Annotated in this window: 13 protein-coding genes and 5 tRNA genes; 9 read left to right on the forward strand and 9 right to left on the reverse strand. The window is 69.0% G+C overall.

Annotation, left to right across the window (positions count from 1 at the left end):
* The first annotated feature begins 11 nt into the window (after nucleotides 1-11).
* Nucleotides 12-788 carry a phosphate ABC transporter ATP-binding protein PstB gene (gene pstB / locus ACFUUZ_RS08180; RefSeq protein WP_378693806.1) on the forward strand — a complete coding sequence of 259 codons (777 nt, stop codon included), beginning with the start codon at nucleotides 12-14 and terminating at the stop codon, nucleotides 786-788.
* Here pstB and ACFUUZ_RS08185 read toward each other — a convergent pair.
* The 5 genes from ACFUUZ_RS08185 to ACFUUZ_RS08205 form a co-directional block, all read right to left on the reverse strand.
* Nucleotides 764-1624 carry an alpha/beta fold hydrolase gene (locus ACFUUZ_RS08185; RefSeq protein WP_378693808.1) on the reverse strand — a complete coding sequence of 287 codons (861 nt, stop codon included), beginning with the start codon at nucleotides 1622-1624 and terminating at the stop codon, nucleotides 764-766. The genes pstB and ACFUUZ_RS08185 overlap by 25 nt on opposite strands.
* 16 nt (nucleotides 1625-1640) lie before the next feature.
* Complete coding sequence (phoU, locus tag ACFUUZ_RS08190; protein WP_378693810.1) at nucleotides 1641-2300, reverse strand: phosphate signaling complex protein PhoU; 660 nt, start codon at nucleotides 2298-2300, stop codon at nucleotides 1641-1643.
* A gap of 92 nt (nucleotides 2301-2392) precedes the next feature.
* Nucleotides 2393-4678 carry an LCP family protein gene (locus ACFUUZ_RS08195; RefSeq protein ID WP_378693811.1) on the reverse strand — a complete coding sequence of 762 codons (2286 nt, stop codon included), beginning with the start codon at nucleotides 4676-4678 and terminating at the stop codon, nucleotides 2393-2395.
* A gap of 118 nt (nucleotides 4679-4796) precedes the next feature.
* On the reverse strand, nucleotides 4797-5951 hold the full coding sequence (gene dusB / locus ACFUUZ_RS08200; RefSeq protein WP_378693930.1) for a tRNA dihydrouridine synthase DusB: 1155 nt from the start codon (nucleotides 5949-5951) through the stop codon (nucleotides 4797-4799).
* Nucleotides 5952-6016: 65 nt separating this feature from the next.
* The gene (locus tag ACFUUZ_RS08205; RefSeq protein ID WP_378693812.1) at nucleotides 6017-6979 is read right to left on the reverse strand and encodes an acyl-ACP desaturase; all 963 of its coding nucleotides are present in this window, start codon (nucleotides 6977-6979) and stop codon (nucleotides 6017-6019) included.
* Between the two features lie 507 nt (nucleotides 6980-7486).
* Here ACFUUZ_RS08205 and ACFUUZ_RS08210 point away from each other — a divergent pair.
* From ACFUUZ_RS08210 to ACFUUZ_RS08235, 6 genes are all read left to right on the forward strand, one after another.
* Nucleotides 7487-7559, forward strand: a tRNA-Lys gene (locus tag ACFUUZ_RS08210).
* 929 nt (nucleotides 7560-8488) lie between these two features.
* Nucleotides 8489-9154 carry a TetR family transcriptional regulator gene (locus ACFUUZ_RS08215; RefSeq protein WP_378693814.1) on the forward strand — a complete coding sequence of 222 codons (666 nt, stop codon included), beginning with the start codon at nucleotides 8489-8491 and terminating at the stop codon, nucleotides 9152-9154.
* A gap of 93 nt (nucleotides 9155-9247) precedes the next feature.
* Nucleotides 9248-9320: transfer RNA gene (locus ACFUUZ_RS08220), tRNA-Glu, on the forward strand.
* A 29-nt stretch (nucleotides 9321-9349) separates the two neighbouring features.
* Nucleotides 9350-9423: transfer RNA gene (locus tag ACFUUZ_RS08225), tRNA-Asp, on the forward strand.
* Nucleotides 9424-9483: 60 nt separating this feature from the next.
* Nucleotides 9484-9557 (forward strand) — tRNA-Phe (locus ACFUUZ_RS08230).
* 389 nt (nucleotides 9558-9946) lie between these two features.
* A tRNA-Val gene (locus ACFUUZ_RS08235) sits at nucleotides 9947-10020 on the forward strand.
* Nucleotides 10021-10139: 119 nt separating this feature from the next.
* Here the strand turns inward: ACFUUZ_RS08235 and ACFUUZ_RS08240 are convergent.
* From ACFUUZ_RS08240 to ACFUUZ_RS08255, 4 genes are all read right to left on the reverse strand, one after another.
* Nucleotides 10140-10367 (reverse strand): hypothetical protein, encoded by a 228-nt coding sequence (locus ACFUUZ_RS08240; protein ID WP_378693816.1) that lies wholly within the window; start codon nucleotides 10365-10367, stop codon nucleotides 10140-10142.
* A gap of 370 nt (nucleotides 10368-10737) precedes the next feature.
* Nucleotides 10738-11313, reverse strand: a complete 576-nt coding sequence (locus tag ACFUUZ_RS08245; protein ID WP_378693818.1) for a cysteine hydrolase family protein — start codon at nucleotides 11311-11313, stop codon at nucleotides 10738-10740.
* Nucleotides 11310-12371, reverse strand: a complete 1062-nt coding sequence (locus tag ACFUUZ_RS08250) for a hypothetical protein (protein WP_378693820.1) — start codon at nucleotides 12369-12371, stop codon at nucleotides 11310-11312. The genes ACFUUZ_RS08245 and ACFUUZ_RS08250 overlap by 4 nt, the downstream gene beginning before the upstream one ends.
* 2 nt (nucleotides 12372-12373) lie before the next feature.
* Nucleotides 12374-12736 carry a GntR family transcriptional regulator gene (locus ACFUUZ_RS08255; RefSeq protein ID WP_378693822.1) on the reverse strand — a complete coding sequence of 121 codons (363 nt, stop codon included), beginning with the start codon at nucleotides 12734-12736 and terminating at the stop codon, nucleotides 12374-12376.
* Between the two features lie 119 nt (nucleotides 12737-12855).
* On the opposite strand from ACFUUZ_RS08255, the gene ACFUUZ_RS08260 reads away from it, so the two are divergent.
* Together ACFUUZ_RS08260 and ACFUUZ_RS08265 are read left to right on the forward strand one after the other, a co-directional pair.
* Complete coding sequence (locus tag ACFUUZ_RS08260; RefSeq protein ID WP_378693824.1) at nucleotides 12856-13302, forward strand: hypothetical protein; 447 nt, start codon at nucleotides 12856-12858, stop codon at nucleotides 13300-13302.
* Entirely contained in the window at nucleotides 13302-13586 is a 285-nt protein-coding gene (locus ACFUUZ_RS08265) for a hypothetical protein (protein ID WP_378693826.1), read from the forward strand. The genes ACFUUZ_RS08260 and ACFUUZ_RS08265 overlap by 1 nt, the downstream gene beginning before the upstream one ends.
* Nucleotides 13587-13588: the final 2 nt, after the last annotated feature.

Consider the following 13588-nt stretch of genomic DNA (forward strand, 5'->3'; position numbering starts at 1 on the left):
GGAACGAAACAATGGCCAAGCGTATCGACGTCAAAGACCTGAACATCTTCTACGGCAAGTTCCACGCCGTCGCCGATGTCGCGCTCACGGTGCTCCCGCGCAGCGTCACCGCCTTCATCGGCCCCTCCGGCTGCGGCAAGTCGACCGTGCTGCGCTCGCTGAACCGCATGCACGAGGTCACCCCGAACGCCAGCGTCCAGGGCGCCGTGCTGCTCGACGGCGAGGACATCTACGGCTCGCAGGTGGACCCGGTCGGGGTGCGCCGCACCATCGGCATGGTGTTCCAGCGGCCCAACCCGTTCCCCACCATGTCCATCCGGGACAACGTGGTGGCCGGGCTGAAGCTACAGGGCGTGCGCAGCAAGAAGGAGCTGGACGAGGTGGCCGAGCAGTCGCTGCGCGGCGCCAACCTCTGGAACGAGGTCAAGGACCGGCTGGACAAGCCGGGCGGCGGGCTCTCCGGCGGTCAGCAGCAGCGGCTCTGCATCGCCCGCGCCATCGCGGTCTCGCCCGACGTGCTGCTCATGGACGAGCCCTGCTCGGCGCTCGACCCGATCTCCACGCTGGCGATCGAGGACCTGATCACGGAGCTCAAGAAGGAGTTCACCATCGTGATCGTCACGCACAACATGCAGCAGGCCGCCCGGGTCAGCGACCAGACCGGCTTCTTCAACCTGGAGGCCCAGGGCAAGCCGGGCAAGCTGATCGAGATCGACGACACCGAGAAGATCTTCTCGAACCCGTCCAAGCGCGCGACCGAGGACTACATCTCCGGCCGCTTCGGCTGATCCGGTCCCCCGCGAAGGCCCGCGCCACCTCGACGCGGGCCTTTCGCGTGTTCGAGGTGGTCGCGCACGGCGTCGGCGACGAGCCCGGGATTCTCCAGCATCGGAATGTGCCCGACCCCGGGCAGCACCCGTTCCCGCACGTGCCCCGGCAGCTCGTCGAGCAACCTGCGCATGCACTCGTCCCTGGTCAGGAAGGTGTCGAACTCCGAGAGCAGCAGGGTGGTCGGCGCGGTGACCCGGTCGAGGTCGGTGAGCGGCCCGTCCCGCAGGAAGGCCAACTGGATCGGCAGGTAGACCGAGCAGCCCGCGACCGCGCGCAGCACGTCGGCCGCGTCGGCGGGGTCGACCGCGGCGAGATCCCTGCTGCAGTTCCGGAGGATCGGGCGCTGGAAGCGCGCGCTGGTGGCGACGCGGTCGCCGAAGACCCGGGCCAGCGCGGCCAGCGGGTACTGCGCGGTGAAGCCGAGCCCGAGCCGGAACTCGGTCCGGGAGAACCGCCGCCAGCCCCCGGCGGGGTTGAGCGCGGCGAGGGAGCGCGCGCGGCCGCGCCGCTCCAGCTCGAAGCCGACCTGGCCGCCCAGCGAGTTGCCGACGATGTGGCAGGTGTCCCAGCCCGCGGCGTCGAGGTCGCGCTCGATGCCGTCGGCGATGCCGCGCACCCCGAGCTCGCGCAGCGGCAGGCGGCGGCCGCCCCGGTGGCCGGGCATGGTGAGCGCCATGACGTCGTAGTCGCGTGCCAGGTCGTCGACGACGCGGTGCCAGACCCGGTGCGACAGGGTGAAGCCGTGCAGCAGCAGCACGGGCTCACCCGCGCCCGCGCGATGTGCGGCGGCCATGATCCCCCCGGGTGGCTCAGCTCTCGTCGGTGTCCGCGGGGAGCTCGCCGGTGACCAGGAAGACGACGCGGCGGCCGATCTCGACGGCGTGGTCGGCGAAGCGCTCGTAGTAGCGGCCGAGCAGGGTGACGTCGACGGCGGCGGCGACGCCGTGCTTCCAGTCCCGGTCCATGAGCAGGGTGAAGAGGTGGCGGTGGAGGTCGTCCATCGCCTCGTCCTCCTCGTTGAGTTCGAGCGCGCGCTCGGGGTCGCGGGTGGCGAGCACCTCCTTGGCGCTGGCGCCCATGCTCACCGCGATCCGGCCCATCTCGGCGAAGTAGCCGTTCACCGCCTCGGGCAGCGCGTGCGCGGGGTGCCTGCGCCTGGTCACCTTGGCGACGTGCTGGGCGAGCGCGCCCATCCGGTTCACGTCGTTCACGATCTGGATGGCGCTCACCACCTGGCGCAGGTCACCCGCGACCGGGGCCTGCAGCGCCAGCAGCGCGAAGGCGCGCTCCTCGGCGTCGGCGATCATCTCCGAGATCCGGTCGTCCTGGGAGAGCACCTGCTCGGCCAGCCCGAGGTCGGCCTGCAGCAGCGACTGGGTGGCCCGCTCCATGGCGGTGCCCGCGAGCCCGGCCATCTCGCCGAGGAGGTCGGCGAGATCGGCCATTTGCTCGTTGTAGATGACACGCATGCGCAGTGACACTAGTGTCCGCGACTTGCCGCGTCACCAACGACGGGTGAATGGCGGGTGCCGCACCCGGTCGAGCACACTCCGGGCAATCGCTACTCGCAGGTGTCGTCGGCCGCGTTCATGTGCTCCAGGTCGGAGGGGAGCGCGATCGGCGCCGCGCTGGCCGGGCTGCCGAGCGGCACGCTCGGCAGCGTCGACCCGACCGCGGTCGGCGGAACGACGGTCCCCGCGAAGCTCTCGCCGAGCACCAGCTCCACGATGCTGCCGAGCTCGTCGGCGCGCTCCAGGCTGGCGCCGGGGACCGCGCTGGCGACCGTCGCGGCCTCCGCCTCGTGCCCGGCGGCGTACCTGACCTTCGTGCTCGGCGAGGTCCCGCCCGAGTAGTTCGAGGTGGTGTAGATGCCGAAGCCCTGGTTGCTCAGTTTCGTCGCGGTGCGCTGGGCGGAGCCCTCCATCCCCGAGGCGTTCGACACCTGGATGGAGACGATGCTCGGGTCGACGGCATTGAGCTTGCTCGTCGGCTCCTCGGCGGGCGGCGGCTCGGCCTCGGTGGTGATCTCCGGCGCCTTCTGCTCGCCGGGCAGCGGCTGGTCGTCGATGATCGCGCGGAAGAGCGCCTTGATGTCGGTGTCGCGCGGGATCTCGTTGCCGTAGGAGGTGGTGCCCGCGGTCGGGATGGTCAGGAAGGTGACGGCGCCCGCGCTCATCTTCTGCAGCGAGCGGCCGAGCATGAGCAGGTCCTGGCTGCGGACATTGTCGACGAAGGTGTGGCTGGTGAAGGCGGAGACGAAGCCGTTCATCCGGCCGGGGTCGAGCAGCACCTGGCTGGAGAGCGCGCCGCGCAGCAGCGAGGCGAGGAACTTCTGCTGCCGGTTGATCCGGTCGTAGTCGCTGCGCTCCTCGCCGTACACGTGCCTGGCCCGGACGTAGTTCAGCGCGGTCTGGCCGCTCACGACCTGCTTGCCCGAGGTCTCCAGGATCGTGCCGAGGGTGCCGTCGATGATCGGCTTGGTGCTGCACACCTCGACGCCGCCGACCTGGTCGACCATGGCCTCGAAGCCGGCGAAGTCGACGCCGATGAAGCGGTTGATGCTGAGCCCGCTCATCTTGCGGACCACGTTCACCAGGCAGCGCGGGCCGCCGAGGGCGTAGACGGCGTTCAGCTTGTCGCCCATGGCGGAGGGGAACGTGTCCTGGGTGTAGGTGCCGTTGTCGTTGTCCCAGCCCTGGCACTGCGGGCGGGTGACGTCCAGGTCGCGCGGGAAGGAGACGACGACGACGCGGGAGCGGTTCTTGGGGATGTTGACCAGCATGACGGTGTCGGCGCGGGCGCCCTCGGCGTCGAGCAGCGTGCCCGCGCCGATGTCGCCGTTCACCCCGGCCCTGGTGTCGGTGCCGACGATCAGGAAGTTCTCGTCGCCGAGCTGCAGGTTCGAGTCGAGCACGTCCTCCGGGTTCTCGTCCAGGGCGTTCACCTGGGTGAAGCCGCTGTCGGTCGCGCGCAGGTAGCTCCAGCCGCCGCCGGTGGTGAGCAGCGCGAGCACCGCGACCGCGGCCACCGACGAGCGCAGCGCGAGCCGGGTCCGCTTGGTCTTGGCCGCGGTGGCGCCCGCCTTCCGCGGGCCGACCGAGCGCGGCTTCTCCGCGCCGCGGCCCTTCCTCGGGCGCTTCGCCTCGGCGCGCGGCTCCGGGGCGGGCTCGACCGGGTCGATCTCCTCGGTGACGTCCTCGGGGGAGTCCGCGGCGACCGGGCCGCGCGGCTGCACCGGCGGCTTGCGACCCTTCTCCGGCCGCGGCCGGGCCGGGCGGGCGTCGGCGGCCGGTGCCTGCCGGTGCACCCGGGTCGATTCGGCGGGGGGGTCCGGGCGGGGTCGCGCCGGCTCACCGGGGCCGGGTGCCTGGCGACTCGCCGCCGCACGTCCGGCTGCCTGCGGCGGCTGCTCCCGCCCGACCGGCGGGCGTCCACCGGACCGGGCACTGTCCTCCCGCCCGGGAGCGCGGGCGGCTTCGTCCCGGCCGGGGGCGAGCCGCCCGGGGTCGGTGGGGCGGCCGGGGGCCGGTGCGCTACCGGCGATGTCACCCGCCACCGGGGAGGCACCGCGCGGCCGCGGCGCCGCCTCCCGGCGCTGCGCGCCCTGCCTGCGCTGCTCACCCTGCGGCTCCGGCCTGCGCCTGCGCCCGACCCGCTCGCTGTCGACCTTCTGCACCAGGTCCTGGACGGTCAGCGGCGTGGCCGCGGCGTCCTCCGCGTCATCGGTGTGCCTGGAGCGACGGGAGGAGTGCGCGCCGTCCGCCTCGGGATCGCTGCCCGCCGGGTACCGATCCCACGGGGGGCGGCCCCCCGGACGTGGCGAACGCCCCTGCCGATCGTCAGCCACCTACAGAACCTCGCTTTTCCCAATCCCTGCTGCCGCATCAGGCCGTGTCGACCGGCGTGACGGTTGCCGCAATGATAACGATTACGCCACGGCAGGCCACTTCTGCCGCACGGAACCATCAACCGCCACTGTGCATGACGTCCGCGGCGTGCGGAACCGCCGGGTCGTCGGGGTCGTCCAGCCAGCCGTGCGGCAGCGCCACCTTCCCCGGTGAACCCTGCCGCCCGCGCGGCCCCTCCGCATCCCGGGGAAAGGGCGCGTCGTGATCCAGCTGCTCGACCAGCTCGGCGAGCTCGGTCAGCCGGGAGACGGTGGCGAAGGCGCGCCGCAGCTCCGAGCCGACCGGGAACCCCATCAGGTACCAGGCCATGTGCTTGCGCAGGTCGCGCATGGCCTTGTCCTCGCCGTCGTGGTCGGTGAGCAGCGCGCCGTGCCGGTACAGCACCTCCCCGACCCGGCCCAGGTTCGGCGGCTCCGGCATGGGCTCGCCGCGCAGCGCGGCGGCCAGCTCGGCGAAGAGCCACGGCCTGCCGAGGCAGCCGCGGCCGACCACGACCCCGTCGCACCCGGTCTCGGCCATCATCCGCACCGCGTCGGCGGCGGAGAAGATATCGCCGTTGCCGAGGACCGGGATGGTGGTCACGTGCGCCTTGAGCCGCGCGATGGCCGACCAGTCCGCCTGCCCGGAGTAGCGCTGCGCCGCGGTGCGCGCGTGCAGCGCGACCGCCATGGCGCCCTCGGCCTCGGCGATCCGCCCCGCGTCCAGGTAGGTGTGGTGCTCGTCGTCGATGCCGATCCGGAACTTCATGGTCACCGGAACGCCGTACGGCTCGGCGGCGCGCACCATGGCCCGCACGATCTCGGCGTAGAGCGAGCGCTTGTAGGGCAGCGCCGCGCCGCCGCCGAGCCGGGTGACCTTGGGCACCGGGCAGCCGAGGTTCATGTCGATGTGGTCGGCCCAGCCCTCGCCCGCCACGATCCGCACCGCCTCGGCCAGCGTCTTCGGGTCCACCCCGTAGAGCTGCATGGAGCGCGGGTGCTCGTCGGCGTCGAACGCCATCATGTGCAGCGTCTTCTCGTTGCGCTCCACCACGGCCCGCGCGGTGATCATCTCGCAGACGTAGAGCGAGGTCGCGCTGCCGAACTCGCGGCAGAGCTTGCGGAACGCCAGGTTGGTGATGCCCGCCATCGGGGCGAGCACCACCGGCGGGTCGACCGGGTAGGGGCCGATCCGCAGCGCGTTGCCCGTTGCTGCCGCGGTCGCGGCTTCCATCGTCGTCACGGTTACCAGTGTGGCACCGCCGCGCGGCGGCCCGGCCGGGGCCGGGCCCCGCGTCGTCAGCTGCCGGTGGTGGCCAGCTCGCGCTTCTTGGCCTCGCGGGCGAGCATGCGGTCGCGCTGCTCCTCGAACTTGAGCACGTCCCCGCTCAGCCGCTCCAGGAAGGTCCCGAGCCGCTCGCGGGTCTCCTCGCCGCGCGCGGTGAAGTCGTCGCGCTCGAAGATCCGCCACTTCTTCAGCACCGGGTTGACCACCTCTTCGAGGTGCTGGCGCAGGTCGTAGATGCCGTGCTTGGCCATCAGCACGCCGTTGCGGCGGAAGTTGGGCATGCCCGCGCCCGGCATCTGGAAGTTCTCCAGGATCAGGGTGATCGCGTCCAGCGCCTGGTCCGGCGAGAGGTCGAGCGCCGCGCCGCAGAGGTTGCGGTAGAAGATCATGTGCAGGTTCTCGTCGGCGGCGACGCGCTGCAGCATGCGGTCGGCGATCGGGTCGTCACAGACCTTGCCGGTGTTGCGGTGGCTCACCCGGGTGGCCAGCTCCTGGAAGGTCACGTAGGCGACCGAGTGCAGAAAGCCCGCGTCGGCCTCGGTGGGGGAGGCGAAGCCGTTGGTCATGTGGATCATCCGCGCCTCTTCGAGCGCGACCGGGTCGACACCGCGGGTGACCACCAGGTAGTCCCGCATCACGATGCCGTGCCGATTCTCCTCGGCGGTCCAGCGCCCGACCCAGGTGCCCCACGCGCCGTCCTGCGAGAAGTTCTCGGCGATCTCCCGGTGGTACGAGGGGAGGTTGTCCTCGGTCAGCAGGTTGGTGATCATGGCCGCCTTGGCGACCTCGCTCAGCTGGGACTGCTCCGGATCCCAGTCCACACCGCCCATCGCGGCGAAGTTCCGGCCCTCGTCCCACGGCACGTAGTCGTGGGGGTGCCATTCCTTGGCCATGGAGATGTGCCGGTTGACGTTCTCCTCGGCAACCGGCTCCAACTCTGTCAGAAGCTCGAGTTGAGTCAGATCCCTTGCCATAGTGTCTTGTGCCCTTCTCAGTCGGTGCGTGCGGTCGTCGGGTCGTTTTCCACGGTAGACCGATGCCGATGCGGCCATACCTTACGGCACCGTAGGTGTGATGCGAAACGCATCGGGGCCGCTGTCTGCTACCGTCCGGCCGCTCTGGCCGCCGCCCCTGACGAGGGGGCGGCCACCGCGATTCTAGGGCTCCGGACCGTTCCGTGGACTATCGTCCGGCGGTCTTCCCCGTTAGCCCGCCGTGGCCCGGGTTACAGCGGAGCGGTTTCGCTCTCACCGGCTCTCGCCCGCGGGCGCACCCCCGTCAGGTGGGGGAATCCGCCTGGCATCGGCGCGATCCGGCGCCGCGGCGGCCGGGCGATCTTGCTACTCGCCGGTAGCTTCTATTCGCGCCGCGGCCGCCCGGCGGGGTGCGCGAGCTTCTGGCGAGATAAGGCAAAGGGGGCGGGGCGGCCCGTGATTCCTGCTCGTGCCGCCGCGGGCGGGTCGGGTACTGTGTCCAGCCGAGCCCCTTTAGCTCAGTTGGTAGAGCTGGTGACTTTTAATCACTAGGTCGTAGGTTCGAGTCCTACAGGGGGCACCGCGCTCCGCCCGGTTCCCCCCGGTCAAGGGCAGTTGACCGCTTCGCTTCCGTCCCTTCGGGGTGCTTGCCTCGGAATGACAGGCATCACATCGCCGCCGCGGTGCGTATCGCTCCGATATTCGCGGCTCCCCGGGTCGGGGGCTGCCCTGCGGCGGCCGGAACCGACCGCGCGCGAGGGGATTCCGCAGGTGGTGCCTGCCGTCCCGGTGCGGCGCGCGGGCGCGGTTCCGGACTTCGCCGACCCGGCTTCCCTCCGCCCCCGCCCCGTGCCTATTATCGAAACATGTTGTCCAGCAAAGCCTTTGGATTTGCGGGGGGAGACAGTCGGGCGCGCGGGGGCGTCCGGAGCGGATCGGCGGCGCCGGTGCGGAGCCGAAATCCGGCCGCGCGGTGTGGCCGAGCGGGCTGCTCCGCGCCCGTTCCGCGTGGTCTGAAATAGCGGTGAGTTCGCCGCCCATAACCGATTGCGGGCAGTTTGCCGGAATGCGAATTCTGTCGAAGGCGACGGCAGACCCCTCGGTTTGCCACGTGCCGGATGCGGTTTCCGGGTACGGTGACGGCCTGGTGAAATTCGGGAGAAACACCGCGCGCGAGCGGATCGTGATTGATTCGGGATGTGCTCGGCTCTCCCGGGCCGCGCCGCGATCGGGGCCCCCGGTCACGGTATCGCTGGAGTCGAACGCCGCAGGAGGAGGCCGATTCGAGACGAAAAACGCCCGGATGCGCACCCCCTGCGGCGCACCCGGGCAGAGGAACTATACCAGCTGGTGTGTTTCGAGTTTCACGACAAGTTTTCGTACCCAGAGTTTGTAATTGGGCGAAAACCCAGGTTGAAGTGTAAACAAGAGTCGTAATTATGCGCTGCCGGTTTCTTCCCAAGGGGGGTTAGCCAGCGGCGGCGAGTAGGCTTCGGAGGCGTTTCGAGCATGGCACGGCAGCAAGAGCGGGCCCGCCGGACACGTGCGGCGATCATCAGGTCCGCCGCCGTTGAATTCGGGAAGAGCGGCTACGCCGCGGCGTCGCTCAATCGGATACTGGAAGGGTCGCGGGCGACCAAGGGGGCGATGTACTTCCATTTCGACTCCAAGGAGGACCTGGCGCGCGCCGTCCTCGACACGGCGATCGAGCGGTACCGCGCGTCCGCCGAACGGTGGCTCGCCAGAACGGATCTCGGTCCGCTGGACGTGCTGCACGGGATGATCGACGAGATGGCGCTGCGGCTGCAGCACGACATCATCGTGCAGGCCGAGTACCGGCTCATCATCGAGCCGGACTTCTACCGCGACGTGCAGACCGGCGGCAGCCGGATCATCGGCCGCGCCACCAGGGCGCTGGCGGTGCGCGCGATGGAGCAGGGGCAGCTGCGCGCGGACGCCGACCCGGACCGGTTCACCCGGACCCTGGCGGCCGCGCTGGCGGGCCAGCGCTACCTCATTGATGTCTTCGGCGGCGGGATCGATCTGCGCTCCCGGTTCCAGGAGGCGCTGGAGGTGGTGATCGACTCCATGTCCACCCAGGAGTGGGCGGAGAAGTTCCACAGCAACGGCTGGCAGGCCTCCGCGCGGCTCGAAGAACTCGGATTGGGTATCTGACCAGCCGGTTTGGGAATCCGGGGCGGTCTGTCATAAGCTATGCGAGCTCCCAACGGACAACGTTGAAAGCCGATCCGGAGAGATCCGGAACGAGCCCCCTTCGTTTAGCGGCCTAGGACGCCGCCCTTTCAAGGCGGTAGCGCGGGTTCGAATCCCGTAGGGGGTACGGCCTTCGGGCCGTTGAGAGCAGAGCAAGGCCCTGTGGCGCAGTTGGTTAGCGCGCCGCCCTGTCACGGCGGAGGTCGCGGGTTCGAGTCCCGTCAGGGTCGCACACGAGTGCCGGAGCAATCCGGCACTTCGCGTATGGCAGCCGTTTCGCAGTTGCCTGCGGCCAGGTAGCTCAGTTGGTACGAGCGTCCGCCTGAAAAGCGGAAGGTCGCCGGTTCGATCCCGGCCCTGGCCACTCAGTCCCTCTGACCTCGTTGCAGGTCAGGGGGATTTTCGCGTCTCTCGGCAATTCTGGGTCGGGTCCGGGATTGACCGCCGTTGACCGGCTCGTCCCGGGCTCTGTCGCACGTTCGTTGCACGCCGAGGTGACCCCGGCTGGCCCTGCTGGGTGGTGGGTTGCGCCGGACGCGGGCTGGCTACCGCCTGCCCCATAGGGCCTGCCCTTCTCGCGTAGAGGCTCCGGGGTCAAGAGTGGGCGCAGCCCATCCCGTAGGGACGCCGTCGGCGCTCTTGAGGCTGGAGGGGCGCGGGAACACAATGCAGGCCACCACGCAGCAGGGCCACGCGGCCGGAGGTCGCGTCACAGTATGTGGTACAGTTCACAGGCACGCGAGAGCGTGTGCTCTCCTCGTAGCTCAATGGATAGAGCTCCCCTTTGACGAAGGGGAAGGTTGCGGGTTCGAGTCCCGCCGGGGCTTTGAAGAAGCGCGGCGCGGCGGCCCTTGCCCCGCGCTTCTTCCATGTCAGCTACCTTCTATGGCGCCATCCCCGAGCAAGTCTCGGGCGACTGTGGTGATTGGCATGACCGATCGCATCCTCACCAAATGCGGATGTGGGCCGGTCCCGTGGTGTACGAGGCCGCCCAGCGCATGACGCTCGGATCGTCTGGCACGGCGTATCCGGACCTGGCCTCGACTTTGACGGGATGCTCGCCGGTCTTCGCGAGCTGTTGTTCCACGTACCGACGAATGAATGATTCACGCTGTGCGTCGTCGAGTGTGCGTGGGACGAGAACGTCCATGCTGCCGCTTCGGGATTCAGTCATGCATCGATAGTCGACTGCGGAGGTCTCTGCTGCACCGCGCCACGCTGGTGATGTCGTGCGTCTGATGGGCACGGTAGAGATTCGGGACCACAGCCAGTCGGCCGGGCAGAGTGCCGGCCGATCGGGATCGACTGCGGGAGGCCATGTCGGGTACGGCTCACGTCGTGCCCCGCACTGCCTCGGTTGATGCAGAGTGCGGTAGGAGTGTCATGGTCGTACCTTGCGGGCGCTTCGTGCCGCCGACGCGACCGACGCGCCGCGGCGACCGCGGTTCAGGGAGCCGCGCTGCGCGTCGTAGCGCGGCGGCGGCGCGTAGCGCCGCCGGTGCGCCTTGACTCTATATAGCGAATTTCGGCAACAACTCGCTGAGCTACGCGGAGTGCTGCTGCGTTGCCGTGCCATTCAAGGCTTCGACCACTGAGGACGATCGAACGAGCTGGCCGGACCCGATCAGACGGGACATCAGGGTCAGCGCGGATCGGTGGACTTCCGCGGCAGGATGGCGGGTGGCGTTGGATGCGCAGGCGTCTTCGATGATCCAGGGCGTGTATCCACTGTCGAAGGCGTCGAGCGCGGTCTTGAGCACGCAGCCATCGGTGGCGATGCCGCAGATGTAGAGGTCGGTGTAGCCGGTGAGCATCCGGCGCCCGTCGTCGGTGAGGGCGGTGTAGGTGACCTTGTCGAGGACCTGAGCGCCGGGTGCGTCGACGTAGGGAAGAAGTTCCGGCGCGAGGTCGGTCTGTGGTGCTTCGCGGACTCCGTTCCAGCCGATGAGGCGCTGGTACGGAGACCCGTCGTAGTTGTGGTAGCGGGTGAACAGGGTGGCGCCACCGGCGTTGGTCCACTGTTCGACGAGGTCGCGGATGATCGGGACGACGTGGCGTGAGTGCTCGTTGACGAAGCCGTTCTGTACGTCGATCACGAGCAGGATGGGGTGGGTGCTCATTTCGCTCCGATGTCCTTGAGGGTGTCGGCTGCATTCGCCAGGTGCAGGGGCAGACCGCTGGATTGCACGATGGCATCGCGCATCGATCGGTGCGCGTCGGACTCCTGCGGTCGGGGAGTGAGCAGGCGTGAGCGGCACGCTCGGATGAAGGTGGCTCCATAGCCGGGCTCAATGCTCGGTTCCCGGCCGTGCTCGATGGCGTCGGCGATGTGGGCGCAGTAGCTCCAGATCGACTGAACGTCGAGCTCGACTGCGACGATCTGCTGTTCGGTCAGGGCGCGGTCTTCGTCGAAGGCGTGGTAGACGACGCCGGACCAGGACGCATAGCCGGAGGAAACGCCCTGCACTCCGAACGGCCTCATGTCCGCGTGGTCGAATCCTTCGGCAAGTAGATCGCGCTCCGCGTGGCCGGACTCGTCGCCGGATTCGAGGAGCACCCGCGGTGAGCAGATGATCTTGAGGGCCGATTCGAGGATGCGGCCGGACCAGATCGGCGAATGGACCCAGTAGAAGCTCAGAACGTACGAGGGCGTCGCCGGGGCGCCGAGCAACTGGCTGACTTCGCGAGCGGCCCACTCCAGGTTTTCGGGGTACGTCTCGTAGCGCCAATAGGCCATGCTCGCGATGTCGGGGAAGTCGACGTCCTCGACCAGGTGCAGGATGACGGCGCCGAACGGCCAGGCGTGCAAGGTGCAGTGGTCGCCCAGCGGCACTGTGGTCGGCGTCTTGGCGTCGCGGGCAACGAGTTGCCGCAAGCTGTCGTGGTCGACGCTGATCGAGATGAACTTGTGCGATCGCAGGCCGAGCCGTTCGGCCGAGTTGGGGGAGATGGAAGAGACGGCGACGACCACATCGCCGGGCGGTGTGACCGATGTTTCCCACGACGAGATGAGCCCCGCCGTGACCTCGCGCCCGATGAGGGAGGTGAGCACCTTGGCGAACTCCCGCTCGTTCAGCCCCATTGCCACGCGGGCGCCAGCGACTCGGTGCCGGGCGAGGGTGCCGAAGTCAGGTCGGTAGCGGGAGCGAGTGCGTAGGTCGGTGACGTTCGGGTCCACGGCTACCCCACCCGTCTGTTCGTCGACTGATCGGTCGACGGGTTGAGGCCGAGGTTGGCGTAGACGTCCATCATCTGGGCTTCGAGGCGCGCGACGCGTGCGGCCAGTCCTTCGTCGGCCACCTCGGCGTCGGTCTTGGGCGCGCGAACGAACGTGCCGACTCCGTGGATCGTCTCGATCAAGCCCTCACTCCTGAGAACTTCGAGTGCCCGGTCGATGGTCCCCGGGGCGACGGAGTGCAACGTAACCAGCTCTTCTTTGGTCGGCAACCGACTATCGACGGCATAGGTGCCGTCGGTGATCTTGCCGCGGAGATCATCCGCGACGACCTGGTATTTCGTGCGCGAACGCTCGTCCTGAGTCATGCGTCAATCATATGCCTCCTGGGTGACTCATATGGATGTCCCCTATGTCACCCCTTGTGTCATCTAGATATCTGTGGTCATATAGATGACATCAGCACCTCAACCAAGGAGATGGCGAAATGGCTTTGAAGGATGTGTGGTTCACCCCGACGTTCGAGCAGGCGTTCCCGAAGGGTCTGTTCCTGCTGGGTGATATCGAGCCGGTGACCGAGTTCAACGCTGATCGCAGCGCGCCGAAGCGGCAGCGGACCGATGTGGACTTCGAGGGCAACGGCACCGGTAAGCGGTTGTGGAAGGGCACGATCACCGATCCGGCGGCGGCGAATGCCAAGAGCGCGTCGTTCGAGGTGACGTTCGTGGCGGACGTGATGCCGGTTCCGGCGGCGCCGGAGATCGTGCCGGGGATGCGCCCGATCGAGCTGGAGGGGCTGGAGATCAAGCCGAAGATCGAGGGTGACGGCCAGTTCAAGCGGATCGGCTGGAAGATCCGGGCGACCGGGATCAAGGGCGACACCAACGCCCCGCGCTCGACCGGCAACGGCGCGGGCGCGAAGGCGGTGGCGTGATGACCTACATCAGCACGGTTGTGCGCGGCCACGGCGGTCTGGAGGTCCGGTACCACCCGGAGCGGGTCTGCCAGTTCAAGTACAGCGGCGAGGAGGAGTTGCTTCCGGCCACGGTGGCGGTCGAGCTGCTCGGGCCTGCGGAGCCCCCGTATGTGTCGCTGTCGATCGCTGATGCCCGGTCCTTGCTCGATCAGCTGGGCACGGTGCTGGCCGAGCACGACGCCGCCGAGTCCGCGAAGACCGACACCACCGGTGACGGGGTGGATGCCGGGAAGGCGGCGTAGGT

Origin of the sequence: Nocardia sp. NPDC057353, from assembly GCF_042667085.1 — a bacterium.
Taxonomy (GTDB): Bacteria; Actinomycetota; Actinomycetes; order Mycobacteriales; family Mycobacteriaceae; genus Nocardia.

What these genes read in the sequence shown, in the direction of transcription:
- pstB (WP_378693806.1), top strand. Translation starts at nt 12, where the DNA reads ATGGCCAAGCGTATCGACGTCAAAGACCTGAACATCTTCTACGGCAAG.
- ACFUUZ_RS08185 (WP_378693808.1), bottom strand. Translation starts at nt 1,624, where the DNA reads ATGGCCGCCGCACATCGCGCGGGCGCGGGTGAGCCCGTGCTGCTGCTG.
- phoU (WP_378693810.1), bottom strand. Translation starts at nt 2,300, where the DNA reads ATGCGTGTCATCTACAACGAGCAAATGGCCGATCTCGCCGACCTCCTC.
- dusB (WP_378693930.1), bottom strand. Translation starts at nt 5,951, where the DNA reads ATGGAAGCCGCGACCGCGGCAGCAACGGGCAACGCGCTGCGGATCGGC.
- ACFUUZ_RS08205 (WP_378693812.1), bottom strand. Translation starts at nt 6,979, where the DNA reads ATGGCAAGGGATCTGACTCAACTCGAGCTTCTGACAGAGTTGGAGCCG.
- ACFUUZ_RS08215 (WP_378693814.1), top strand. Translation starts at nt 8,489, where the DNA reads ATGGCACGGCAGCAAGAGCGGGCCCGCCGGACACGTGCGGCGATCATC.
- ACFUUZ_RS08240 (WP_378693816.1), bottom strand. Translation starts at nt 10,367, where the DNA reads ATGACTGAATCCCGAAGCGGCAGCATGGACGTTCTCGTCCCACGCACA.
- ACFUUZ_RS08245 (WP_378693818.1), bottom strand. Translation starts at nt 11,313, where the DNA reads ATGAGCACCCACCCCATCCTGCTCGTGATCGACGTACAGAACGGCTTC.
- ACFUUZ_RS08255 (WP_378693822.1), bottom strand. Translation starts at nt 12,736, where the DNA reads ATGACTCAGGACGAGCGTTCGCGCACGAAATACCAGGTCGTCGCGGAT.
- ACFUUZ_RS08260 (WP_378693824.1), top strand. Translation starts at nt 12,856, where the DNA reads ATGGCTTTGAAGGATGTGTGGTTCACCCCGACGTTCGAGCAGGCGTTC.
- ACFUUZ_RS08265 (WP_378693826.1), top strand. Translation starts at nt 13,302, where the DNA reads ATGACCTACATCAGCACGGTTGTGCGCGGCCACGGCGGTCTGGAGGTC.